Source organism: Acinetobacter sp. FDAARGOS_494, from assembly GCF_003812225.1.
GTDB classification, from domain to species: domain Bacteria; phylum Pseudomonadota; class Gammaproteobacteria; order Pseudomonadales; family Moraxellaceae; genus Acinetobacter; species Acinetobacter baumannii.
In genome coordinates, this window is record NZ_CP033866.1 from 2,782,987 (window position 1) to 2,808,180 (window position 25,194).

Annotated in this window: 26 protein-coding genes; 16 read left to right on the forward strand and 10 right to left on the reverse strand. The window is 38.1% G+C overall.

Going from position 1 to position 25,194, the window contains the following annotated elements; translation table 11 throughout:
• Positions 1–2: 2 nt before the first annotated feature.
• The 3 genes from estB to rubA form a co-directional block, all read right to left on the reverse strand.
• Positions 3–947: an esterase EstB gene (gene estB / locus EG365_RS13490; protein WP_001083348.1), complete on the reverse strand. Its 945-nt coding sequence runs from the start codon at positions 945–947 to the stop codon at positions 3–5.
• Positions 948–1,001: 54 nt separating this feature from the next.
• On the reverse strand, positions 1,002–2,183 hold the full coding sequence (gene rubB, locus EG365_RS13495; protein ID WP_000553410.1) for a rubredoxin reductase RubB: 1,182 nt from the start codon (positions 2,181–2,183) through the stop codon (positions 1,002–1,004).
• A 92-nt stretch (positions 2,184–2,275) separates the two neighbouring features.
• Positions 2,276–2,440 (reverse strand): rubredoxin RubA, encoded by a 165-nt coding sequence (rubA, locus tag EG365_RS13500; RefSeq protein WP_000760495.1) that lies wholly within the window; start codon positions 2,438–2,440, stop codon positions 2,276–2,278.
• Positions 2,441–2,883: 443 nt separating this feature from the next.
• Here rubA and EG365_RS13505 point away from each other — a divergent pair, with 443 nt between their 5' ends.
• On the forward strand, positions 2,884–3,321 hold the full coding sequence (locus tag EG365_RS13505) for an SRPBCC family protein (RefSeq protein ID WP_000449052.1): 438 nt from the start codon (positions 2,884–2,886) through the stop codon (positions 3,319–3,321).
• 69 nt (positions 3,322–3,390) lie between these two features.
• Here EG365_RS13505 and EG365_RS13510 read toward each other — a convergent pair whose 3' ends face one another.
• The gene (locus EG365_RS13510) at positions 3,391–3,879 is read right to left on the reverse strand and encodes a YqiA/YcfP family alpha/beta fold hydrolase (RefSeq protein ID WP_000697203.1); all 489 of its coding nucleotides are present in this window, start codon (positions 3,877–3,879) and stop codon (positions 3,391–3,393) included.
• A 256-nt stretch (positions 3,880–4,135) separates the two neighbouring features.
• Between EG365_RS13510 and lysS the strand changes: the two genes are divergently transcribed.
• The 5 genes from lysS (at position 4,136) to cysN (ending at position 10,232) form a co-directional block, all read left to right on the forward strand.
• On the forward strand, positions 4,136–5,665 hold the full coding sequence (gene lysS, locus EG365_RS13515; protein ID WP_002017216.1) for a lysine--tRNA ligase: 1,530 nt from the start codon (positions 4,136–4,138) through the stop codon (positions 5,663–5,665).
• 189 nt (positions 5,666–5,854) lie between these two features.
• Complete coding sequence (locus tag EG365_RS13520) at positions 5,855–7,297, forward strand: capsule assembly Wzi family protein (RefSeq protein ID WP_000479765.1); 1,443 nt, start codon at positions 5,855–5,857, stop codon at positions 7,295–7,297.
• Positions 7,298–7,555: 258 nt separating this feature from the next.
• Positions 7,556–7,687 (forward strand): hypothetical protein, encoded by a 132-nt coding sequence (locus tag EG365_RS13525; protein ID WP_002011285.1) that lies wholly within the window; start codon positions 7,556–7,558, stop codon positions 7,685–7,687.
• Positions 7,680–8,588 carry a sulfate adenylyltransferase subunit CysD gene (gene cysD / locus EG365_RS13530; protein WP_000140408.1) on the forward strand — a complete coding sequence of 303 codons (909 nt, stop codon included), beginning with the start codon at positions 7,680–7,682 and terminating at the stop codon, positions 8,586–8,588. Before EG365_RS13525 ends, cysD begins: the two co-directional genes overlap by 8 nt.
• Before the next feature lie 30 nt (positions 8,589–8,618).
• Positions 8,619–10,232, forward strand: coding sequence for a sulfate adenylyltransferase subunit CysN (gene cysN / locus EG365_RS13535; RefSeq protein WP_000019502.1), 1,614 nt, complete (start codon positions 8,619–8,621; stop codon positions 10,230–10,232).
• Between the two features lie 52 nt (positions 10,233–10,284).
• Here the strand turns inward: cysN and EG365_RS13540 are convergent, their stop codons facing one another.
• Positions 10,285–10,833, reverse strand: coding sequence for a DUF2239 family protein (locus EG365_RS13540; protein ID WP_001092989.1), 549 nt, complete (start codon positions 10,831–10,833; stop codon positions 10,285–10,287).
• A 221-nt stretch (positions 10,834–11,054) separates the two neighbouring features.
• Between EG365_RS13540 and EG365_RS13545 the strand changes: the two genes are divergently transcribed.
• A complete protein-coding gene (locus EG365_RS13545) occupies positions 11,055–11,567 on the forward strand; it encodes a hypothetical protein (RefSeq protein ID WP_000462918.1) in 513 nt (170 codons plus the stop codon).
• Positions 11,568–11,633: 66 nt separating this feature from the next.
• Here EG365_RS13545 and EG365_RS13550 read toward each other — a convergent pair whose 3' ends face one another.
• The 3 genes from EG365_RS13550 to EG365_RS13565 all read right to left on the reverse strand — a co-directional run bounded on the left by EG365_RS13550 (position 11,634) and on the right by EG365_RS13565 (position 15,965).
• Positions 11,634–12,971: a CitMHS family transporter gene (locus tag EG365_RS13550; protein WP_000956799.1), complete on the reverse strand. Its 1,338-nt coding sequence runs from the start codon at positions 12,969–12,971 to the stop codon at positions 11,634–11,636.
• Between the two features lie 555 nt (positions 12,972–13,526).
• Complete coding sequence (locus EG365_RS13560) at positions 13,527–14,852, reverse strand: hemolysin family protein (protein WP_000051871.1); 1,326 nt, start codon at positions 14,850–14,852, stop codon at positions 13,527–13,529.
• Positions 14,853–14,975: 123 nt separating this feature from the next.
• Positions 14,976–15,965, reverse strand: a complete 990-nt coding sequence (locus EG365_RS13565; RefSeq protein ID WP_001047619.1) for a LysR family transcriptional regulator — start codon at positions 15,963–15,965, stop codon at positions 14,976–14,978.
• A gap of 588 nt (positions 15,966–16,553) precedes the next feature.
• Between EG365_RS13565 and EG365_RS13570 the strand changes: the two genes are divergently transcribed.
• Positions 16,554–18,158 (forward strand): isocitrate lyase, encoded by a 1,605-nt coding sequence (locus EG365_RS13570; RefSeq protein ID WP_000214787.1) that lies wholly within the window; start codon positions 16,554–16,556, stop codon positions 18,156–18,158.
• A gap of 62 nt (positions 18,159–18,220) precedes the next feature.
• Here the strand turns inward: EG365_RS13570 and EG365_RS13575 are convergent, their stop codons facing one another.
• Positions 18,221–18,700, reverse strand: coding sequence for a copper resistance protein NlpE (locus tag EG365_RS13575; RefSeq protein ID WP_000749178.1), 480 nt, complete (start codon positions 18,698–18,700; stop codon positions 18,221–18,223).
• A 203-nt stretch (positions 18,701–18,903) separates the two neighbouring features.
• Positions 18,904–19,227, reverse strand: coding sequence for a hypothetical protein (locus EG365_RS13580; protein ID WP_000688341.1), 324 nt, complete (start codon positions 19,225–19,227; stop codon positions 18,904–18,906).
• Positions 19,228–19,421: 194 nt separating this feature from the next.
• Between EG365_RS13580 and EG365_RS13585 the strand changes: the two genes are divergently transcribed.
• The 8 genes from EG365_RS13585 (at position 19,422) to EG365_RS13620 (ending at position 25,180) form a co-directional block, all read left to right on the forward strand.
• Entirely contained in the window at positions 19,422–20,297 is an 876-nt protein-coding gene (locus EG365_RS13585) for an urease accessory protein UreD (protein WP_002017326.1), read from the forward strand.
• Positions 20,298–20,398: 101 nt separating this feature from the next.
• Positions 20,399–20,701, forward strand: coding sequence for an urease subunit gamma (gene ureA, locus EG365_RS13590; RefSeq protein ID WP_000422460.1), 303 nt, complete (start codon positions 20,399–20,401; stop codon positions 20,699–20,701).
• Between the two features lie 11 nt (positions 20,702–20,712).
• Positions 20,713–21,021 carry an urease subunit beta gene (locus EG365_RS13595; RefSeq protein ID WP_000612142.1) on the forward strand — a complete coding sequence of 103 codons (309 nt, stop codon included), beginning with the start codon at positions 20,713–20,715 and terminating at the stop codon, positions 21,019–21,021.
• Positions 21,022–21,057: 36 nt separating this feature from the next.
• The gene (gene ureC / locus EG365_RS13600; protein WP_057695212.1) at positions 21,058–22,758 is read left to right on the forward strand and encodes an urease subunit alpha; all 1,701 of its coding nucleotides are present in this window, start codon (positions 21,058–21,060) and stop codon (positions 22,756–22,758) included.
• Between the two features lie 70 nt (positions 22,759–22,828).
• Positions 22,829–23,311, forward strand: coding sequence for an urease accessory protein UreE (ureE, locus tag EG365_RS13605; RefSeq protein ID WP_000708729.1), 483 nt, complete (start codon positions 22,829–22,831; stop codon positions 23,309–23,311).
• Complete coding sequence (locus EG365_RS13610) at positions 23,298–23,963, forward strand: urease accessory protein UreF (protein ID WP_000103637.1); 666 nt, start codon at positions 23,298–23,300, stop codon at positions 23,961–23,963. Before ureE ends, EG365_RS13610 begins: the two co-directional genes overlap by 14 nt.
• A 23-nt stretch (positions 23,964–23,986) precedes the next feature.
• Positions 23,987–24,601, forward strand: coding sequence for an urease accessory protein UreG (gene ureG, locus EG365_RS13615; RefSeq protein WP_000140200.1), 615 nt, complete (start codon positions 23,987–23,989; stop codon positions 24,599–24,601).
• A 9-nt stretch (positions 24,602–24,610) separates the two neighbouring features.
• Positions 24,611–25,180, forward strand: a complete 570-nt coding sequence (locus EG365_RS13620) for a HupE/UreJ family protein (protein ID WP_001009288.1) — start codon at positions 24,611–24,613, stop codon at positions 25,178–25,180.
• Positions 25,181–25,194 lie beyond the last annotated feature (14 nt).

Below are 25,194 nucleotides of genomic sequence, written 5' to 3' on the forward strand. Positions count from 1 at the left end.
TCCTAGTATGATGATTTAAAATGATGCGCAAATAAACCGCTAAGCTGTGGAATAAAATGGGCAGGGATATCATGCCCCATTCCATCAATTAATTCAAACTTAGCACCGGAAATTGCTTTTGCTACGGCCTTACCGTGACTCGGTGGAAGTAAGCGGTCACGAGAGCCATGCAAGACTAAAGTGGGTTGCTTAATTTCACGGTCCAGTTGCAGTAAGGAACCTGTACATAATATTGCTAAAAACTGTTGAAGTACACCAGCAGGATAGTAGCTACGTTGATAAAGTTTTCTTGCAGTTTGAACGGCTTCAATATGGTTAATATAACCAGGAGAACCAATCAATTGGAATAATTTTAAACTGTGATTCACAATTCCTTCTTCATCACGTGATTCTGGCTTGCCAATCAAGCTTAAAAGTTGCTTAGGGAATGGTGGTGGTAGAAACGGTTGATTATTACTGGTAAACATCAAACCTAATTTTTCTACTTTTTCCGGATATTTTGCAGCGAGAATCTGGGCAATCATGCCACCCATTGAGGCACCAATCACATGTGCTTTGCTTACTCCTAAACGGTCGAGAAGCATAGAAACGTCATCTGCCATATCATAGAGCGTATAAGGTGCACCCTGATTTCTTAGCCCTAAAGCAAAACGTCCCATCAATTTCATGGTATTTAAACGTTTACCTTGATGGCGGACTTTTGAAGAAAGGCCAATATCACGGTTATCAAAACGAATAACATGAAAACCTTGATCAATGAGTGATTTGCAGAAAAAGTCCGGCCAAAATAGCATTTGGGCACCTAAACCCATAATCAGCAAAATAGTCGGATGTTCTGGTTTTCCACCTACTTCTACATGTAGCTCGATACCATTGCCTAAATTGACTTTGGTTTCCTGCATAAATGGAGTGTACGGTGAAATACTAAATTGTAAGGCGCTATTCATGTTATTCATTCCTTGAAGGAATACTCAAGATCATGAGCATTCCCAATTTAAACCTTATGCTTGGGCAGGAATAAGATCTGGAACAAGCTTAGTTAAAGTTAAACGTTGCTTGCCTGCTGTTGCACCTAACAATACGAAACCACGCAATGTTCCTTCATTGTCAATTGCTTTGGCAAGCATACCATCGTCGAATTCTTCAGTTTCCCAATTTACATCCACATCAACGGGTGCCGGTAAAACTGTAAGCGGTGCAGCCGGAGTTTTTACCGCAACCGGCATAGCAGGGTAATGTACATTTGTTTGTTGACCACTTAATGTTTTTGCTAGAGCACGGGCTTGTTGCATAATTGGCATTACATATGGAAGTAGGGTACCGTTAACTTCCGCACAGTCGCCAATCGCATAAATATCTGCTTGATTGGTTTCAAGCAAACTATTGGTAATCACACCACGGCTGGTTTGAATATTTGCGCTTTGAGCCAGAGAAATATTCGGCTGTAAGCCAATCGCTGAAAGCACAATATCAGCGACCAAAGTCTGACCATTTGCCAATGTGACTGCGTAATCTTCACCATTATTGATTTTACTTACTTTTTCAACGGTTGTGCCTAAGGCAAATTTAACACCCGCTTCTTCAAGATTCTGCTGGAATGCTGAAGCAATGTGTGAAGGTAATAAACGGCCTAATGGTTGAGGCGCTAAATCAATTACTGTTACATCATATTCGCTATGAAGTAAGTCATTGGCAAATTCACAACCAATTAAACCTGCACCCAAAATCACAACACGTTTATCTTTGCGCTGAGCTAGATTTTCTCGGAAAGAACGATAGTCAATGAGTGAGTTAACCACATGGATGTCATCACTACCATCACCAGCAATAGCAAGGCGAATCGGGTTAGCACCGACAGCTAAAATTAATTTTGAATAGGATTGCTGAGAAATAACGCCGTCTTTTTCTAGAACAAGTTCATGACGCTCAGCTAAAATTTCTTTCACCCAAGTAAAAGGTTCAATACGCATATTGAGTTGGGCACTCATTTTTGCAGCATCACCTAATGGAATCTGTTCTGGGGCTTTTTTTCCTGCAAAAGCGTTGGATAAGGTTGGTTTTGCATAGTTCACCGCATCATCCGCACAAATCATCACAAGTTCTTGCTCTGGGTTAAGCTTACGGAATTCACGTGCTAAGGTATAACCCGCCATGCCTGATCCGATAATGACGATTGGATGCATTTTTTTCTCCAGAATTAGAATTGTTAATTTAAAACGGTGATTGGTGATATATAAAAAAGACCATGTAAATCATGGCCTTTTAATTTAAGACATTAGATTTCGATCATTTCGAAGTCAGCTTTTGAAACGCCGCAATCAGGGCAAGTCCAGTCATCAGGAATATCTTCCCATTTTGTTCCAGCTGCAATGCCGTCTTGTGGCCAACCTTCTGCTTCATCGTAAATCCATCCACAAACGATACATTGATATTTTTTCATGAGACTCTCCGCACTGATAAGTTTGCTCAAAGCTGCCTTTCAGTAAAACTATTCCATCTATTAATAATGTAACTACGATCCGCTCAATAATAACTAATGTCGCTTTGATCGGATATCAAATTTTTACGCAGTTCTACATTTAAAGTAAAGCATATAAGGGAGTTTAATCATTCATAAGCAAAGATGAATGGCATATCGAGACAAATAAATGGTTATTTAGGCAAAACTTCAACATAAACACATAATAAATCATATATTTTTAAGAGTTTATTCATGCAAGGAAACGATGAGTGATATGAAGGGTTACAAAAAGAGCAAAGCATTTATATAAATAAAGTTCTTAAAAAAGTAATCTGATTAATAAATGGACAAATAAATTAATGTTTATATAAAACAGAAAAGTTTATTGAACATTTAATTAACGGAGAAAAAGGAATTCGAATATGGAAACTCTAATATATGAAGTAGAAATTAATGCTCCTATAGAAAAAGTATGGGACGTACTCTGGAATAGTGAGACCTATAATGCATGGACGAAATTCTTTGCTCCAGATTCTTCAATGCGCACAGATTGGAAAGTCGGTGGTAAAACATATTTTCTAGATGGAGAAGGAAATGGAATGGTTTCGACCATTGAAGAAATGAAAAAGCCTGAAGTACTAATTTTTAAACATTTAGGAATGATTAAAGACGGGAAAGAAGACTTGGAAAGTGAAGAGGTGAAAAGCTGGAGTGGTTCGCTAGAAAAATATTTTTTAAGTCAAAATGGGGATACTACAACGGTAAAAGTAGAATTAGCCACCTTACCTGAGTATATCGGTATGTTAAAAAGTGGCTTCGTTCAAGGCTTTGAAGCTGTAAAACAAATGGCTGAAAAATAAGTTTCTGTAATTCAATTTGTTATCTTTTTATATAATAAGTTTTTTGAAAATTATGCGTCATACGTAAATTCAAGCAAAATATTTTTTATGAATTTTAGTAATGAGATCATTAAGACGAGAAGGATAAGCAAGACGATGATGGCCTCCGTCATAAGTTTCTATTGTCATATATGGTGACAGCTTTTCCTGTACTTGATACATATCAAGTTGCTCGTCTCCTAACTCTAAATAGGCCATTTTAGGGTTAGAGTGGTCAAGATCTTCGTCACAAAGGTGAGGGTAATCATTACGAAAATTAGGTGTAAGGCTTGGGTTGGCAACAATAACAGCTAATTTATGTTGAGCAGCAGTTTTCAAAGCCCAATAACCGCCGAGGCTATGACCGACTAACAAATCAGGTTTAATTGTTTCAATCGCTTGATGATAAAAGTCTTTAACTGAAGCATAACTTAGGTTGCGATAATCAACATCAATACAAAATTTTTCAGGATGTAAAATGGCATGAAATTTTGTTGATTCACGAGAAGAATCCAAGCCATGTAAAAATAGAATTTTCATTATTTACTACACAATCTCATAGATAAAATAAAAGGCAAATAGGGCCTTTTCAAATCGAGGTTATTTGGATTTTTTTATATTTTACTCAAACCTAAAAAAAATGAACTTAGCGATTGGTCTAAGTAATTTTTATCATTCAATGTCCACTCAGATTGACGGCTTGGACTTTTTTCGTTTTTGTTTGATTGAAATCGTTCGAAAAACCTCAGCAATCTGTTAAGCTATGCCACTTCATTTTTACTTAACCGAGGCAGAGATGACGCAACAAAACGCTCAATCGACTTCTGAACCAACTATTTCCGAAAACGATTTAATTGCACAGCGTCATGCCAAATTAAAGCAAATCCAAGATGTTGCAAAGGAAACTGGAAAGAGTCCTTGGCCAAATACATTCAAACGTGAACATTACGCTGCTGATTTACAAGAACAATTTAAAGATCAGTCTAAAGAACAAATCGAAAGCGCTGAACATGTTTATGTAAAAGTTGCTGGCCGTGTCATGTTAAACCGTGGTTCTTTCATGGTGATTCAAGACATGACTGGTCGTATCCAATTATATGTTGACCGTAAAGGTTTACCAAAAGATACGCTTGAAACTATTAAAGGTTTAGACCTTGGCGATATTATTGCTGCTGAAGGTTATATCGGTCGTTCTGGCAAAGGTGACTTATATGTACACCTTGAAGGTTTTGAACTTCTTACAAAATCGCTTCGTCCATTGCCGGATAAATTTCATGGTTTGAACGACACAGAAGTTAAATATCGTAAGCGTTATCTTGACTTAATTGTGAATGAAGAAACGCGTAAGACTTTTGAAATTCGTGCCAAAGTCGTTGCAGGTATTCGCGCATTTTTAACCAATGAACGTTTCATGGAAGTTGAAACGCCAATGATGCATGTGATTCCGGGTGGTGCGTCTGCACGTCCGTTTGAGACGCATCATAATGCTTTAGATATGCCATTATTCTTACGTATCGCACCAGAGCTTTATTTAAAACGTTTAGTTGTTGGTGGTTTTGAGCGTGTGTTTGAAATTAACCGTAACTTCCGTAATGAAGGGGTATCAACACGTCATAACCCTGAATTTACCATGATCGAGTTTTATCAGGCATATGCTGATTATAAAGACTTGATGGCTTTGACTGAAAACATGCTTGAAAAGCTAGCAATTGATATTTTAGGTACGACTGATGTGCCTTACCAAGGCGAAGTGTTTAGCTTTAAAGGGCCATTCAAGAAAATCTCTATGTTTGATGCGATTTTGGAGAATAATCCGCAGTTCACACCTGAAAATGTAGGCGATCGTGAATTCCTTGCAAAATTTGTTCGTGAGGAATTAAAAGAAGAAGTTAAACCTGGTTTTGGTTTAGGTAAGCTTCAAACAATCGTATTTGAAGAAACGGTTGAGACTAAACTTCGTCAGCCTACTTTTATTACTGAGTACCCAGCAGAGACTTCTCCACTTGCTCGCCGTAATGATGATAATCCGCACATTACTGATCGTTTTGAGTTCTTTATTGGTGGCCGTGAATTGGCAAACGGCTTTAGTGAGTTAAATGATCCGATTGATCAAGCTGAACGTTTCCAAGCGCAAGTTGCTGAAAAAGATGCTGGTGATGATGAAGCAATGCATTACGATGCAGAGTTTGTTGAAGCACTTGAATATGGTTTACCTCCAACAGCGGGTGAAGGTATTGGTATTGACCGTTTGGTTATGCTTTTTGCAGATGCACCAAGTATTCGTGATGTGATTTTGTTCCCGCATATGCGTCGTAAAGAAGGTTAATTTAATCTTCAATACAGAAAAAGGCAGTTTATACTGCCTTTTTTATTAACTATTTATATATAAAAAATACTTAAGTTATAGAAAACTTAAAACACCGTTAAAAAATGTAATTGCACAGTTTAACAATTGCAAATTTGCGATAAAAAAATTAATGTGTTGCTCATAAATAACTTTGAGAATTGTGCTGACATGTTTTTAAGAAAAACACTTTCGATTGCATTATTAGCAACTGCTTCATCGGCTGTTTTTGCACAAGGTTTAGTGCTTAATAATGATGATTTACGTACCGACTTAAACTGGTTGAATCAACAAGGTGTTATTAACATCAGCACTTCTACTTGGCCATTAAGTGGTGATGAAATTCAAAGAGCTCTCTCTCAAGCTAAAGTGACTCATCCAGCACAGCAAAAAGTTATTAATTCAGTTCTCAATGCATTAAAGGCAGATAACGATACAGTTAAAGTGGGTGCTTTTGCTGAAACTGATATCAAAAATATTCCTCAAGCATTTGGTGATAACCAAAAATCGCAGTACCAAGGTTCATTAGAGTTTAATGCTGGTGGTGAAAATTGGGATGCAAAAATCCGTGTAAACGCAGAAAAAGACCCTCAAATTGATAGTGGGCATGACGTTAACGTTGAGGGTTCATATGTCGCTGGTAAACTCTGGAACCAGTGGCTTGTTGCAGGTCAAATTCCAACATGGTGGGGACCTGGACATGATGGTAGCTTAATCCGAGGCGATGCAAGTCGTCCTGTGTATGGCGTGACGGCACAAAGAGCTGTACAAAATGCTTTTGAGACAAAATGGTTATCTTGGATTGGACCTTGGCAATATCAAGCTTTTGCAGGCCAATTAGATGATTATAAAGCTGTTCCTCATGCGAAATTATTAGGCTTACGTTTAACTGCAAGACCTTTACCCTATTTAGAACTAGGTGCTTCTCGTACTTTACAATGGGGTGGTGAAGGACGTTCTGAAAGTTGGGATTCTTTGTGGAATGCAATTAAAGGGAATGACAATGTGTATGATTCTGATGAAGATCGTTCTAACCAAATCGCAGGTTTTGATGCTCGTTTAAATCTACAATCTCTTATAAATGCTCCTGTTGGTATTTATGGTCAATATGTTGGTGAAGATGAAGCTGGACTACTTCCTTCTAAAAAAATGTATTTAGCAGGAGTCGACTATTCTTCTAGCTATAATAATATGCCATATCAACTTTATGCAGAATGGGCTGATACCCGCACTAATAATGATGTGAAGGGTATTTCCTATAATCATTATGTTTATAAAGATGGTTATTACCAACATGGCTTCCCATTAGGCCATGCGATGGGTGGCGATGGACAAATGTATTCTGTGGGTGGTGATATCCGCTTTGACGTGATGAACCGTTTAAGCGGTCGTGCTATGGTGGTTAAAGTTAACCAATCTAACTTGGCAATTAATAAAGCATTCCCTAAAGATGATGAAATTAAAGCGCTTGATCTAACTTGGACACATTACATCAAACCTGATCTTCCATTAAAAATTAATGGTTGGGTAAGTGATTCTGACTTAGAAGGTAATGATGCGGGTGCATCAATTGGAGTGGAAATTCCTCTAGAGCGTAAAATGTTTGGTTTCTAATTTTTAGTTAACCTTATAATAAGAAAGAGAGGCTACAGAGGCTTCTCTTTTTTTATGGTTTTTAAAGAAATCTAAAGACTAGAACATGATTTGCTTAAGTCGACTACACAAGCTAGGATTACAAAGTTGTATAAGTGAATCAGCATATTACATGTATATGATGAATTTGAATATCAATATGAAAAAACAAGCAAAAGGAATCGGTTTTAAATCACTATAATGCATAACTAATGCTATAAGCCATATAAAGGCTTGTGGTTGGACTATTTATCACGAAAAATTGGAGTTGTTATGGCACTCGTTCCTCCACATGGTCTTCTAAGTGGTGGTGTAATACCGCTTCTAGATTTTATGGGCAAAATGGATAGAGAAGGGCGTGTTCATGACTGAATCAAGACTTACACATCTCAAGCAACTTGAAGCTGAGAGTATTCATATTATCCGTGAAGTAGCCGCAGAATTTGAAAATCCAGTCATGCTTTACTCAATTGGTAAAGACTCGGCTGTGATGCTTCATCTTGCATTGAAGGCATTTTATCCTGCAAAACTCCCTTTCCCTTTATTACATGTAGATACGGGTTGGAAGTTTAAAGACATGATCGCGTTTCGCGATAACATGGCAAAAACACATGGTTTTGATTTAATTGTTCATCAGAATAAAGAAGGCCGTGAAGCAGGAATCAACCCATTTGATCATGGCAGTTCGAAATATACGGATATTATGAAAACCCAAGCTTTAAAACAGGCTTTGGATAAATATCAGTTCGATGCTGCTTTTGGTGGGGCGCGCCGTGACGAAGAAAAATCACGTGCGAAAGAGCGTGTGTATTCATTCCGTGATAGTAAACATCGTTGGGATCCTAAAAACCAACGTCCTGAACTTTGGAATCTTTACAACGGTAAAGTGAACAAAGGCGAAAGTATTCGTGTATTCCCGTTATCAAACTGGACAGAGTTGGATATCTGGCAATATATCTATTTAGAAAATATTCAAATTGTTCCTCTTTATTTCTCTGCTGTTCGTCCTGTGGTTGAGCGTAGTGGTACGCTAATCATGGTTGATGATGAACGTATGCGCTTAAAAGAGGGTGAAGTTCCGCAAATGAAGTCTGTACGTTTCCGTACGCTTGGCTGTTATCCATTAACAGGTGCAGTTGAGTCTGAAGCTGATACATTGCCAGAAATTATTCAGGAAATGCTGTTGGCAACAAGTTCTGAGCGTCAAGGTCGTATGATTGACCATGATGAAGCAGGCTCAATGGAAAAGAAAAAGCAAGAAGGCTATTTCTAAGACAGTTTCTAAATTTGTGGAGTTTGAGCAATGTCTCATCAATCAGACTTAATCAGCCAAGATATTCTGGCGTATTTAAAACAACATGAACAAAAAGACCTTCTACGCTTTTTGACTTGCGGTAACGTAGATGATGGTAAAAGTACCTTAATTGGTCGTTTACTTTACGATTCAAAATTGATTTATGAAGATCAATTGCAAGCTGTAACACGTGACAGTAAGAAAGTGGGCACAACAGGTGATGCACCGGACTTGGCATTACTTGTAGATGGTTTGCAGGCTGAGCGTGAGCAGGGTATTACTATTGATGTTGCTTATCGCTATTTTTCGACTGAAAAGCGTAAGTTTATTATTGCTGATACACCAGGCCATGAACAATATACTCGTAACATGGCAACAGGTGCATCGACTGCTGATCTTGCAATTATCCTGATCGATGCGCGCTATGGTGTACAAACTCAAACTCGTCGTCATACGTTTATTGCGAGTTTGCTTGGAATTAAAAATATTGTTGTTGCCATTAATAAAATGGACTTGGTTGAATATTCATCTGAACGTTTTAATGAAATTCAGGTTGAATATGATGCGTTCGTGAGCCAATTGGGTGATCGCCGTCCAGCCAATATTTTATTTGTTCCAATTTCTGCTTTAAATGGCGATAACGTTGTAAATCCATCAGCTCATACTCCTTGGTACAAGGGGCAAACCTTAATGAGTATTCTTGAGTCTGTGGAAATCAACCGCGAGTCAAGTAAACATGAATTCCGTTTCCCTGTTCAATATGTAAACCGTCCAAATCTCGACTTCCGTGGCTTTGCGGGTACAGTTGCATTAGGTGAAATTAAAGTTGGTGACGAGATTGTGGCGTTGCCTTCTGGTAAGCGTTCTACAGTTAAGGAAATTGTTACTTTTGACGGTAACCTTGAGCAGGCAGTTGCGGGTCAAGCAGTCACCTTAACGTTAAATGATGAAATTGATATTAGTCGCGGTAATGTCTTAGTACGTGCAGGCGAGCAACCATTAATTTCAAGAAGTGTTCGTGCTTCAGTGGTATGGATGAATGAACACCCACTTGTAAAAGGTAAGTTGTACAATATTAAGATTGGTACACAAACTGTTCCAGCAAAAGTAACTAATATTAACTATCGTGTAAATGTGAATACGCTCGAACACACTCAAGTAGAAGAGCTTGAGTTAAATGCGATTGCAGATGTTGTGGTTGAGTTTGATGCTCCAGTCGTGTTTGACCGTTATCAAGATTCACGTTACACAGGTTCATTTATTTTTATTGACCGTTTAAGTAACGTAACTGTTGGCGCGGGCATGGTAGAAGCCGCGGTAGAGTGGACGGCTCATAGTAATCCTGTTACTGCTGAAGATCGTGCTGCTCGTTTAGGTCAAAAACCTGCTGTTATTGGTGTTTCTGCACAGTTAATTGAAAAAGCTCAAGCTTTAGAAAGTTTGCTGATTCAGCAAGGTGTAGTTGCGATCGCGAAAACAAGCTTAACAGCTGAGCAATTGGTTCTATTACGTGAGACGGGTGTTGTCATTATCACAACTTCTGTGGATGGTATAGATACAGAGGTAACTGCTGAAACGATTGAAGAAGCAGTAGAGAAAATTGTGGAATTAGTTCGTCTTTAATAGATTGAAAATAAGTTCTAAAAACCCGCGTAAGCGGGTTTTTTTATTGAGTTTAGAAAATATTTTGAGTTTTTAAAGTTAAATATTCCCTTACATCTTTGGGATAGCTCTGAATCATCTTTAAAAATATATCTCGATCACCTTGATATAAGGCGCGTGTTGCTTCCTCGTAATTTGGCATATTGCCTAACATAGCAGACATAAAGCGGTCGATAGCTTGTTTGGCTAGCATAATATTGCCTTCAGAATTTGGGTTATTTAACTCTTTATCAATTAACTTGCGAATCACTGCTGATGCACTCGCGCTTTGCTGATCTAACCAATCCCAATGTTTTTTCTGTAAAGTGATTTCACGTGAAATTACTCCAAGTTTAGGTCGTCCAACTTTTTTAATTTCTTCCGGTTCAGCATAACGTTGTTGAAGTTCTTGTTCTGAACCAGAAAGATCAAGATCAATTTGTTGACCTGTTTGATCATTAAAAATCAGAATATTTTCTGTTGTTTTAGGAAGAGCTTTTAGTTTCTTTGCAAGTTCAACAAGGGAGTCACTCGCAATAAGCGTGCTTCCAGTGAAAGCAGTATAGGTGATTTTAGTATTCATTTTAGCCGCATATTTTTATCAGGGTAAAATAATATTATCAGGGTAAAATTAATTTGGCAAATGGTAAAATCATGACCAAAGAATTAACGGATTTTATGAGTGTAGTCTCTGAGATTAGGACTATAAAAATAGTCAAGATAATATGCTATTAAAAATTTTACTCTGCTTTAGTATCGCTTTTATGAGAGAATACGCCTTTAGTTGTATGTATAGAGACTCCTATGTTTGAGCAATCTCCTGAATCTTTAAGCGATATCGAAATTTTAGACATTTTACAGTCGATGAAAAAAGATAAGCTAGATACGGAAGCCAATGAGATCATCCGTAACGGGGGGAAAGCAGGACGTCAGGAAGCACATAAGCAGGCTTTGGTGGCACTAAATACAAATTTTGAAGAGAAGTTTGTAGAGGCAGTTACTCTTGCACTAGGTTTAAATGCAGCTCAAGCTAAAAAAATTCGCTATAAAAAAGATCGAATTCGTATTTTAAAAGCGCGTGGTATTGATTATCTTGCTGTTGATGGCGCAGAGACAGCGCAAGTTTTGGCACAAATTTCACAAGCAATTGTCCGAGAAGATGCAATAGTTACTCATGACTTGCATAATATTTTCCCATTTTGGAAAGAAGGCTTTCCAATGGTGCAATTTGATAATGCCTATAAAATTTTACAAGAAGATATTAGCTTGCACTTTCATGCGTTCTTAGACGCCATGATTGAGTATGTAAATAAATAATAAATAAAAAATAAAAATAAAAAATAAAAGCCCCGATAGGGGCTTTTATTTTTATAGTAGAGCAAATTACATCGTACTAAAAAGTGGGAAAACACCAATCACTAAAGCTGTACCCATTAACACCATACAAGTAATAAATGCCCACTTAAAAGTGAACTTTTGATGGTCTGCAAAGTCGACTTTAGCAAGACCACATAACAAGTAGGTTGATGGAACGAGAGGTGATAACAAATGCACTGGCTGACCTACAATTGATGCACGAGCAATCGCTTCTGGGCTAATACCATAATGTGAAGCTGCTTCAGCAAGAATAGGTAATACACCATAGAAGAATGCATCATTTGACATAAAGAACGTCAATGGCATGCTCACCAGAGCAGTAATTGGCGCTAGATATGGCCCCATACTTGTAGGGATCATTGCAACAAATTCTTTAGACATGGCTTCAACCATGCCTGTACCAGATAAAATACCTGTAAAAATACCTGCCGCAAAAATTAAACCTACAACAGCCAAGATACTGTCTGCGTGCATAGCGATACGCTTTTTCTGCATATCAACATCAGGGTAGTTGATGAGCATTGCAATACAGAACGCCAGCATGAATAACACTGACATCGGTAAAATACCTTTGATCAATGCAATCATAAGAAGAATGGTGAGTACCATATTTACTTTACGTAAATGTGGACGAGTTGCTTCTGGGTCTTTTGAAACTGTAATGTTGTCACCATGGTGACTTTCAAGCTCAATCACGCCTAAACGTTTTTGCTCATAGCGACCATATAAATATGCCAAGAAGAATAACCAGCCAATACTAATCACCATCGGAAGAATCATTGGTACAAAGATATGGCTTGGGTCAACTTGGAGCGCACTTGCTGCACGGGCAGTAGGACCACCCCATGGGGTCAGATTCATTACACCACTACATAACAACATAAGTGCTGTCATGATCAGTGTATTCATACCGAGGCGTTGATAAAGAGGGAGCATGGCTGCCACGCAAATCATGTAAGTGGTTGAGCCATCGCCATCAAGAGAGACTAATGTAGTTAAAAAAACGGTCCCTAATGTAATTTTTAGGGGGTCACCTTTAACTTTTTTCAAAATCCATTTAACCGGAGGATCGAAAAGACCTGCATCGATCATTAAGGCAAAATATAAAATTGCAAATAATAGCATTACGCCAGTAGGCGCAAGTTTTTTGATGCCATCTAACATCATTTCACTGAGACCTTTAAGCTCAATATGGCTCAAGCTTTCAAAGTAGTGACCAAGGCCCCAGGCAATAAGAGAAAAAATAAATGGGATGAGAATTAAAGCAATAATAGGGCTTAAACGTTTGGACATGATTAAATACATGAAGCATAAAATCATGCCAACACCAAGTAATGTCAGCATACAATCAATCCTTTGCCTTTAGTTTTACTGAACAAGTTTATTCAAAAACTCTGACCTCGATTATTCTTATGAATTTTTATTAAAAAGACAAATAATATATTTAGTTTATTTGGTTAATATATATTCACTTGGAAAGGTATATTTTGAAGAAATACTGAACATATATAATAATGGTATAATCTATTTATAATGTATAGTGCTTATTATATATACTTATAAAACCTTTATCATGTTTGAAATTATCATGTATTTTTAAAAATTATATTCTGTTTGAATACTGAAATGAGAAGTATACCCATTTACAAAGTTTCTACTCCCTACGTTACATAACGAAAGTGAATCTGTAAATCTTTTATGTGCAAAACTTTATTTTAATTCAATTTAATTTTTTTATTTTAATGAATGAGTTAATTTATATATTTGAAATTGTGATTAGGATAATTAATTTAACTTTTAATATAAAATTATTTAAAAATAATAATTATCTTAAAAGGAATAAATTATTTATCAAAAAAAAATATCCTGCATTTGCAGGATATTTTGCACCAAAATAAATCAATTTTCATCAGGTGGAGAAGGTAAATCATTTTTTTCTAATACACGTGTTACTAATAGCTGATCAATTTTAAAATGGTCTACATCAACAACTTCAAATTTATAACCACCAAATTCAACAAAGTCGGCTGGACGTGGGATTTTGCGTAAACGGTACATCATGAAACCAGCTAATGTTTCATAATTCTCTTCATCAGGTAGTTCATCCATTTCAAGCGCGTGCTTAAGATCTTCAATAGGTGTACTACCATCAATCAGCCAAGAATTATTATCACGTTTAATAATTTGCTGTTCTTCTTCCATAGGGGTAACCCAATCCCCCATAACAGTAATCATGATATCGCTTAGCGTAATTACCCCAACGACAAGCGCATACTCATTAATTACAACAGCAAACTTTTCTTTTGTTGAGCGGAAGCGATCGAGTAATTCTGATAGTGTTAAAGTATCAGGTATCATTAGAACCGTACGAATAGTCGATTCATTGAGCTGGGTTAAAGATTGGTTGTTTAAAATACGTACAAGAATATCCTTAGCATCTACATAGCCAATCACTTGATCAATATTTTCGTTACAAACCAGAAATTTGGAATAAGGATATTCTGCCAGTTTTTGGCGAATGCTATCTTCATGCTCGTTAAGCGTAAAATAAACAACATTTTCACGTGTTGTCATACTTGATGGGACTGTACGTTCTTCAAGCTCAAATACGTTTTCAATAAAGTGATGTTCTTGTTTTTGTAGTACACCTGCTTGAGCACCTGCATCCATCACTGCTGAAATATCATCAAAAGTAATATTGTCTTCGCGTGTGGTATTTACTTTAAACAAGCGGAATAGCAAATTGGCAATTGCATTAATTCCCCATGCTAAAGGCTTACAGATTTTGATAAAAATCTGAATAGGGTTAATTACACTAATTGCAATTTTTTCAGGTGCGATCATTGCCAAGCGTTTTGGCATTAAATCGGCGAATAAAATAAACAAAGAAGTTACCAATGTGAAAGATAGGGCAAATCCAATGGTTTGCGTCCAAGGTCCTTCATAGAAACGGTCAACTAAGTTCACAAAAAAAGGACGAAACGCAGCTTCACCCAATATACCACCTAAGATTGCAACAGCATTTAAGCCGATTTGGGACGCTGCAAAAAAGTCTGCAGATTGTTCTTGTAAATCAAGTACTTTTTGAGCACGTTCTTCGCCAGCTTCGGCTAAAATCTTTAACTTTACTTTTCTGGCACCAGCTAGAGCAATTTCAGTTAAAGATAAAAAGCCTGCTGCGATGATGAGCAGTACGATGATAATGATATTTTGAAAGAGACTCACAAATCACCCGAGGATCATCATTATTATGACTATGTTTTAACACAAAAAAGCGCTGAGGTAATCAGATTGATTGCTCAGCGCTTAAAGATAATGTTTGAAAGAGACAATTAAATTAAAACTTATTTAATAGTGGGAAAATTGTGAATTATTAGTCAGGAATTCACGATTTTCCTCTTCGATCATTTGGCGAGCAACAAATAGAATGAGTTGGCGTAACCAGCGATGAGCTGGGTGATGGTGCAATAATGGACACCAAGCCATTTTAAGTTCAAACTCAGGAATGTAAAACGGTGGATCTTTAATAACTAATTTTGGATTTTGTGCTTGTAAACGTGCCATTCGAGTTGGAAGAGTAGCGATCAAGTCAACATTTTGAGCAAGTAATGCCGGCATCTGATAGTGACGCGTAAATACAGAAATTTTGCGGCGTTGACCAATACGTTCTAATGCTTGATCAATCCAGCCCAAGCCACCTTGTTTATCTGGGTTTACCCCAAAGCCAACACCCATACCCGTTTTAGATACCCAAATATGTTGAGCATCTAAATAGCTTTTTAGATTTAAATGAGTCACAGCAGGGTGTTTGTCATTTAAAATACAGCTAAAGCTATCACGCCAAACCAAAACTTGATGGAAGCTTTGCGGGATTTCATTGAAGCGGTTAATGGCTAGATCAACTTTACCTTGTTCCATGTCTCTATATGACACATCACTTGGAGTAAGAAAATCGAGTACAACGTTTGGTGCTTCTGAGCGGAGGGCTTTAACAAGACGAGGGACTAGGGTGGCTTCTGCATAGTCAGAAGTCATAATACGGAAAACGCGATTACTGGTATAAGGGCGGAATTCGGTACGCGGTTCCAAAATCATTGAAAGGTCGGAAAGAGCATCACGAATACGCGGTTGTAATTCAAGTGCACGTTCTGTCGGTGTCATCCCTTCAGATGAGCGGATCAGGAGAGGGTCATTAAATAAATTACGCAAGCGGCGTAAAATATTACTCATGGCAGGCTGAGTAACACCAAGCTGTTCGGCTGCGCGAGTAACGTTTTTTTCACGAAGAAGAACATCAAGATATATTAATAGATTAAGATCTACCCGCTCCAGATTCATAAAAAAAATACCGAAAATAAAACCCTAAAATTGTTTCAAATTATGCCATATTTAAAGAACATTGTGTGAAAAAATGATGAGAAAAACGACATTTTTTGTTGAAATTAAGTATGGGCAAAAAGTATCTCAAATGCTGGATTCTATTATCGTTGATCTATTTTTATTTTTATAATTATTGAACAAAAATATTTTCTTAATATTTAGTACTGTTCTAGCATATTGATTGACATTTTGCATTGGCAAAATTCGCCTAATTTACAATTGACTTTTTATATTAAAAATGAATGGAAAATTTTCAAAAACTGTATAAAAATAAAGCTTGGAGTGTTTTTTAATCAAAATTCTATACTCCTTTAGGATTATTTTGTTTTTATAAACAAAGTGTTATGTTTTTTAGTTTTACTTATAATATCGATTTATTGGTATATTTTTTAAATAAATACTGAAGATTAACGAAGGATATTGGATTAATTGATTGGCTAAGTCTAAGCTGTGTACATGAAGAAGCAGCTGGTGTCATAGGGAATTTTCATAACATGACTCTAGGCTTCGATCGATGAAATCCTAAAATGAATACAGGACAATATCATGACTACATATCAAACAGCGATTGATGCAGTACGTGAATTAAAAGCAAAATTCGGCAACACTTGGGCAGACATTAGCCCAGAAGATGCTGCTCGTATGCAACTTCAAAACCGTTTCAAAACAGGTTTAGATATTGCTAAGTATACAGCTGCGATTATGCGTCGTGATATGGCTGAATACGATGCTGATTCAAGCAAATATACTCAATCATTAGGTTGCTGGCATGGTTTCATCGCTCAACAAAAAATGATTGCTAACAAAAAGTATTTCGGTACGACAAGCAAACGTTATATCTACCTTTCTGGTTGGATGGTTGCTGCTCTTCGTTCAGAATTTGGTCCACTTCCTGACCAATCTATGCACGAGAAAACTTCAGTACCTGCTTTGATCGAAGAAATCTACACTTTCTTACGTCAAGCTGATGCAAAAGAATTAAATGACTTGTTCCGTGCTTTAAATAAAGCAAAAGAAGCTGGTGACTCTGCGAAAGTAGCTGAAATCACAGCTCAAATCGACAACTTCGAAACTCATGTTGTGCCAATTATTGCAGACATCGATGCTGGTTTCGGTAACGAAGAAGCAACTTACTTACTTGCTAAGAAAATGATTGAAGCTGGTGCTTGTGCGCTTCAAATCGAAAACCAAGTATCTGATGCAAAACAATGTGGTCACCAAGCTGGTAAAGTAACTGTTCCACATGAAGACTTCATCGCTAAGATCCATGCACTTCGTTATGCATTCTTAGAAATGGGTGTTGAAGACGGTGTTATCGTTGCTCGTACTGACTCTGAAGGCGCTGACTTAACTCAGAAGATCCCTGTAGTTAAAGAGCCAGGTGATATCGCATCTAAATATATTAGCTACTTAGATACTCAAGAAATTGATATCTCAGAAGCTCAAGAAGATGAGATCTTAATTAAACGTGATGGTAAATTACATCGTCCAACTCGTTTAGCTTCTGGTCTATACCAATTCCGTGAAGGCACTCAGATTGACCGTGTTGTACTTGACTGTATCACTAGCCTTCAAAACGGTGCTGACTTACTTTGGATCGAAACTCCGACTCCAAACGTACAAGAAATTGCACACATGGTTAACCGTGTAAAAGAAGTAGTTCCGAATGCGAAGCTTGTTTATAACAACAGCCCATCATTCAACTGGACTTTAAACTTCCGTCAACAAGCGTACGATCGTTGGGTTGCAGAAGGTAAAGATGTATCTGCTTACGACCGTGCTAAATTAATGAGCGCTGAGTACGACAATACTGAATTAGCTGCTGAAGCTGATGAAAAAATCCGTACTTTCCAAGCAGATGCTGCGCGTGAAGCTGGTGTGTTCCATCACTTGATCACACTTCCTACATACCACACTGCTGCTCTTTCTACTCATGAATTAGCACAAGGTTACTTCGGTGACCAAGGTATGTTAGCTTATGTTGCTGGCGTACAACGTAAAGAAATCCGTGGCGGTATCGCATGTGTGAAACACCAAGCAATGGCTGGTTCTGACATCGGTGATGACCACAAAGAAATCTTCGCTGGTGAAAATGCACTTAAAGCTGGTGACGATGCTAAAAACACAATGAACCAATTCTCAGCTCACTAAGAATTGACTTCATAAAAAACCCGCTCATTTGAGCGGGTTTTTTATTTATATTGAAAAATAGATTAATCTTCTTTTTTCAAAACATAATGTTCAGCTAAAGAACCTTCAACTTTTTTACCTTCCATATCTAAAGCGGTCGCGGTATTTTCACCAATAAAGAATTTACGGTTTTGAGCTTTATCATCTAAGGTAATAACAGAAGTATTGTCTTTATCGAAAGTAAACTTACCATGGGTTTCAAATGGGTTTGCATCACCTTTACCAAGATAGGTTTCTGTTAGCTCATAAGTTTTATCATCTTTTAATTCTAATTCAGTTTTGATGCCTTCACAGTCTGCGCAAGGAAGCGTACCTTTATATTTACCATCCCAATCTAAAGAATTCTCGGCTGTATGTGCTGTATCTACCGCTTCATTATTATTTGATTGAGCAGTTTGTACAGGAGTAGATGCATCAGAGGTTGTTTCTGTTTTATTTTCATGTTTATTACATGCGACAAGAAGGGTACTCATAAGTGCAATTGCTAATAATGATTTTTTCATAATGAATAAAACCTCAAAAAAATAAATATAAAGTACTGACAGGCTAGGAAAAAAGAATCGAAAATAAAAGCTTTAGTATGTAGTTTAATTTTAACAAAAGGTAAAGTGAGTAAAAATTGCACAGATTGGGGCTATGTTTTTTTATATTTTAGTTGAGAATTAAAAGTATCCACTAAAGTGATTTAATGGATACTTTTAAAAATTTATGGTTGGGCAGAAACCCCACCTAAAGAATCGCACGCTGCTTTATAAAGTTGGTATTGCTGTTCTACGACTTCATCTAAGGGCATTGCAAATAATTCTTCACCATTTTTATAGCTTTCTACATAAGAGGTCGCTTTTTCCTTACTCACCGCTAAAGATTGCTGGTAATAAGAGTTGATTGAACTTGTAGAAATTTCACTTGTTTCAATATTTTTACATTGAAAGTTATTTAAAAGTTTTTCTGCACGTTTGACCTCACTTGATTGGCCAAAAATACACCCAGTTAAAAATACAAACGGTACTAACACGAAAAAGATTTTCATGGGAAAAATTTATAAGAGCGAGAATGGGCGCTATTGTATAAATAATTCCATGCTTTACTGTGGTTTTATGTTAGACATTGATGATTTTTTGACTCATTAAAATAAAAAAATTGTTTCTAAGTTTGTAATAGCCACTTTTTGCTTTTGGTGCATATTTTGCTTATCAAAAAAGCCATTATCAAAAATGAGCCAAAATGAATCGAATTCAACAAACTTTTCAGACTTCTTCAGCACCATTTTGGTATGCCCAGTTAGAACTGGGGTTTTGTTATGAAAACTCGCGCACCATAATGAGTCACAGAAAGCATTATGGCCCCGTTCGGGTGCAAAAAATGCTCTGGCCCGAAAAAACTGGGGTTTGTCATGCCATTATTGTTCATCCACCGGCTGGAATTGCAGGCGGTGATCATCTTACTTTTCAAATTGAAACAGAAAGGCAGGCGCATGCTGTAATTACCACACCGGGAGCGGGTAAGTGGTATAGAACAAATGGAAAACATGCTTTCCAGCATATTTATTTGAATGTAAAAGATGATTCTATTTTAGAGTGGATGCCGCAAGAAACAATGCTTTTTGACGGTGCTTTAGCCCACTCAGAAACAGATATCCATCTTGAACAAACAGCAAGCTTTATTGGATGGGATATGTTGGTCTTGGGGCGGCAGGCTCGGGCTGAGAATTTTGTTCAGGGAAGCTATCACAACCAGTTTAAATTATGGCGCAAAAACAAGTTATTAGTTGCCGATACTTTATATTTTGAGGGAGGCGACCGTTGGTTAAGCTCGTGTTTAGGAATGAATAATCAAGCGGTGATGGCCAGTTTTTGGGCCGTGCCCCCTGAAAAATTCCGTTCTTCATTTTATTTAGAGCAACATATTGAACTCATCCGTGAACTCATTATGCGTATGGATGTTCCCGTGACGTTGACCTTATTAGAAGATGTACTGTGTGCGCGTTTTTTAGGAAATGATGTACGACGATGTCATGATGCTTTCGCAGCTATACGGGCTAAATTAAGACGTTATTGGTTTGATTTAGATGAAGAATTTCCAAGAATTTGGAAAACTTAAGTTACGTTAAATTGCGTATTTTAAAAACGATTAAAACCGGTATGCTGCTTTTGAGCACGCATTTTGCTTAAAGAAAATTAGATGCTATTTAGGAAAGAGATATGGAACTCAATCCAACAGAAAAAGATAAGTTACTCATTTTTACTGCAGGCTTAGTGGCTGAGCGTCGTAAAGCACGCGGCTTAAAGTTGAACTATCCGGAAGCTGTTGCATTTATTTCTGCAGCCTTACTTGAAGGTGCACGGGATGGTATGACGGTGAGTGAACTTATGCACTTTGGAACGACTTTATTAAAGCGTGAAGATGTCATGGATGGCGTACCGGAAATGATTGCTGAGGTGCAGGTTGAAGCAACTTTTCCTGATGGTTCGAAATTAGTCACTGTTCATCAGCCCATTGTATAAAAGGAATACTTATGATTCCCGGTGAAGTTATTACTCCAGAAACTGATATTGAACTAAATGTTGGACGAGAAACTTTAAAGGTTGTGGTGGCTAATCTTGGCGACAGGCCTATTCAAGTCGGTTCGCATTTTCATTTCTATGAAGCAAACGATGCCTTACAGTTTGATCGTGAGGCAGTCAAAGGTTTTCGGTTAAATATTGCAGCAGGCACAGCAATACGTTTTGAACCGGGACAAAGTCGAGAAGTAGAGCTTGTTGCTTTAGCTGGTAAGCGAGAAGTATATGGTTTTGCTGGTCGGGTAATGGGCAAGCTGGATTAAAGATAACAACAATAATGAAAAGATGAGTAATAAGTTATGAAAATGTCACGTCGTGCATACGCAGAAATGTTTGGTCCAACGGTTGGTGATCGTATTCGTTTGGCTGATACAGCGCTTTTTATTGAAGTTGAGCAAGACTTAACGACATATGGTGAAGAAGTTAAATTTGGTGGCGGAAAAGTTATTCGTGACGGGATGGGACAATCTCAGCTTCTAGCTGATGAAGTTGCCGATACAGTCATAACCAATGCTTTAATTGTGGATTGGTGGGGAATTGTTAAAGCCGATGTGGGCTTAAAGAATGGACGAATCTGGAAAATTGGGAAAGCTGGAAACCCTGATATTCAACCCGACATTACCATTCCTTTAGGTGCTGCGACAGAAGTAATTGCAGGTGAAGGACAAATTTTAACAGCTGGTGGTATTGATACTCATATTCACTGGATCTGTCCTCAGCAAGTTGAAACCGCGCTGATGTCTGGGACAACGACAATGGTGGGGGGGGGGACAGGACCTGCGGCAGGTACTTCGGCAACGACAGTGACTCCAGGGCCTTGGCATATTGCGACCATGTTGCAGGCGATTGATGATTTGCCTATGAATATTGGTCTATTGGGTAAAGGGAATTTAAGTTTACCTGACCCCATTAGCGAGCAAATTAAAGCAGGAGTAATTGGGTTAAAACTACACGAAGATTGGGGTTCAACACCTGCGGCTATTGATAACTGTTTGAGCGTTGCAGATGAGTATGATGTACAGGTCGCAATTCATACGGATACATTGAATGAAGGTGGTTTTTTAGAAGAAACGCTAGCGGCATTTAAAGACCGTACGATTCATACGTACCATACCGAAGGTGCGGGCGGCGGGCATGCTCCCGATATTTTAAAAGCAATTGGGCAAAGTAATGTCTTGCCATCTTCGACCAACCCAACACGACCTTACACGATCAATACCATTGATGAGCATTTAGATATGCTCATGGTATGCCACCATTTAGACCCAGCAATTGCTGAAGATATTGCTTTTGCAGAAAGTCGTATTCGTCGTGAAACCATTGCTGCTGAAGATATTTTACAAGACTTAGGCGCAATTGCCATGATGTCATCTGACTCTCAGGCAATGGGACGTGTGGGTGAAGTGATTTTACGAACTTGGCAAACTGCCCACAAAATGAAAGTACAACGTGGCCCATTAGAGGGTGATAATGAGTTTTATGATAACAATCGCGTTAAACGCTACATTGCCAAATATACAATTAACCCGGCAATTACCCATGGTTTAAGCCATGAAATTGGTTCGGTTGAAGTCGGAAAACTTGCTGATTTAGTGTTATGGAAGCCTGCGTTTTTTGGCGTGAAACCTTCCATGATCATTAAAGGTGGCATGATTGCAGCAGCGCCAATGGGTGACATTAATGCTTCAATTCCTACACCTCAACCAGTGCATTATCGCCCAATGTTTGGTGCTTATCCACGTGGTGTACATAACACCTGTATTACCTTTTTATCTCAAGTCGCAATTGATAAAAAAGTTGCTGAGAAGCTAAACCTTAAAAAGTTAATCAGTCCCTGTAAAAACACGCGTTCAATTACCAAAGCCGATATGAAACACAATACATATTGTCCTGTTATGCAGGTTCATCCTGAGACTTACGAGGTGCGGGCCGATGGTGAATTACTAACGTGTGAACCTGCTGACGTATTACCGATGGCACAGCGTTATTTCTTGTTTTAATGAAATTTATAGAGGTGATTTGCCTCATTACCTTATATATGAAAGAAATAAGTAAGGAGAGAAAAGCTAAATGAAAATTTACACCCAACGTCTTGAAGATATTTCTCCTGATCAGGCATTTGAAACGGTTGAGCTAACGTTTGATACCCGCCAAAAATCACGTTTTCGAGCGGCTTTAGCGAGTGGCGTAGATATTGGTGCGGATTTGCCACGTACCGGCATTTTGCGTAGTGGTTCATATATTGCAACGCAAGAAGGGGATGTATTACGTGTCGATGCCAAACCTGAACGGCTAATGAAAGTCACTGCTCAGACTGAATTTGATTTGCTTAAAGCGGCTTATCATTTAGGTAACCGACATGTGCCATTAATGCTGACACCAACAGCTTTATATTTTGAGCCTGATCATGTGCTTGCAGAAATGGTAGAAGGTTTGGGACTTACTGTGACAGAAACCGATCATCCATTTGAACCTGAAAGCGGTGCCTATGCACAGCATAGCCATGACCATCGTTTAAGTCCAATCAAAGTTTTACACCATGTCCACTCATAATGCTGCGCAATTACTGCAACTGCTGACATTGTCTTCTACGGCATTACCAGTTGGAGCATATTGCTATTCGCAAGGTGTGGAAACCGCCATTGATATTGGCTTAATACACGATGAATCCTCGGCAATTGCTTACTTTGAAGAAGTGCTTGAAATGCTGCTAGTACGCTTTGAGTTGCCTGTACTTAAACGTCTTATGCAACATTATGATGACCCAGATCAGTTTCTAATTTGGGCACATTTGTATAAGGCAAGCCGAGAAAGTAAAGAGCTTTTGGCCGAATCTCAGCAACTCGCATTTTCTTTAAATGCATGGATTAAAGATGTTTTAAAGAAAACAGTTGAGGTTAAAAAGCAGTTTGGTTTTGTGCCTGTCTATGCACAGCTTTGCGGTCGTTTAGAACTTAAAGAGGTGGATGTACTTACGGCGTATACCTTTACCGTTTTAGAAAATCAGGTTTTAGCCGCAGTAAAAACTGTCCCATTGGGCCAAATGGCAGGACAAAGAATTTTATGGCATTTGCATGGGCGAGTACCACAAGCGGTAGAGAAAGCTTTAAAACTTAAAGATGAGCAATTGAGTAGTGCTTTGCCGCGCTATGCCATGCTGAGCATGAAACACGAAACTCAATATTCACGGTTATTCAGATCTTAAGTTTAGGAAAAAGGATAAAAATTATGACAGAACGTAGTCCATTACGAGTCGGAATTGGCGGACCAGTCGGTTCAGGTAAAACAGCACTTACACTTAACTTATGCCGTGCCTTGCGTGATAAATATAATATGGCAGTGGTGACAAATGATATTTATACCAAAGAAGACTCAAACTTTTTAACCCGTAATGAAGCGATGTCACCAGATCGTATTGTAGGTGTCGAGACAGGTGGTTGCCCGCATACAGCAATTCGTGAAGATGCCTCAATTAATTTAGCTGCGATTGATGATCTGTGCGAAAAATTTGATGGCTTAGAACTCATTATTATTGAAAGCGGTGGTGATAATTTAGCAGCAACATTTAGCCCAGAGCTTTCTGATTTAACTTTATATGTCATTGATGTAGCAGGTGGCGAAAAGATCCCTCGTAAAGGAGGACCGGGTATTACCAAGTCAGATTTACTGATTATTAATAAAACTGACCTCGCACCAATGGTGGGAGCAAACCTCGATGTGATGGACCAAGATGCAAAACGCATGCGTGGTGAAAAGCCATTTTTATTTTCAAACATGAAAACACAAGATGGGCTTGAAGAAATTATTCAATTTATTGAGAAGCAAGGGCTGTTTAAGGCTTAAGGAGTAACTATGAACTTCATTAAAAAATGGAGCGTTGGGCTCCTTAGCATGTTACCTGCGTTAGCTATGGCTCATCCGGGGCAAGACCATGTACATTCAGGTTTTATGGCAGGCTTTATTCATCCGTTTACAGGGTTGGATCATTTAATAATGGCTTTAGGCTTTGGTGTCTTGCTATGGTCGGCAGCCAAACAGTGGAAAATCGCTGGTGTCATCACTTTAAGTATCACCTTAGTGATCGGCTTTTTGGTAGGTGCTCAAGGTTTGGTGCCCGCCAATGTTGCTGAATACGGTATTGTTGCTTCTTTAATTATTACAGCGATTGCGCTATGGACAAAATCAAATCGGATTTTACCTATCGCTGCCGCTTTACTCGCAAGCTTTCATGGTATGGCTCATGGTGTTGAGTTAGCACATGCAGGGCATATCGTGGCGTTAGTAACTGGTATGGTTGCTGGTATGGCACTTATCTATTGTGGTGGGCTTGCACTCGGTGCAGTATTTACACGTTATGTGCCATATGGCAAAAAAATTGTAGGTGCCTGTGCAGCACTTGTTGCAGTGATTGGTTTGAGTTAATTTAAAACTTTGTA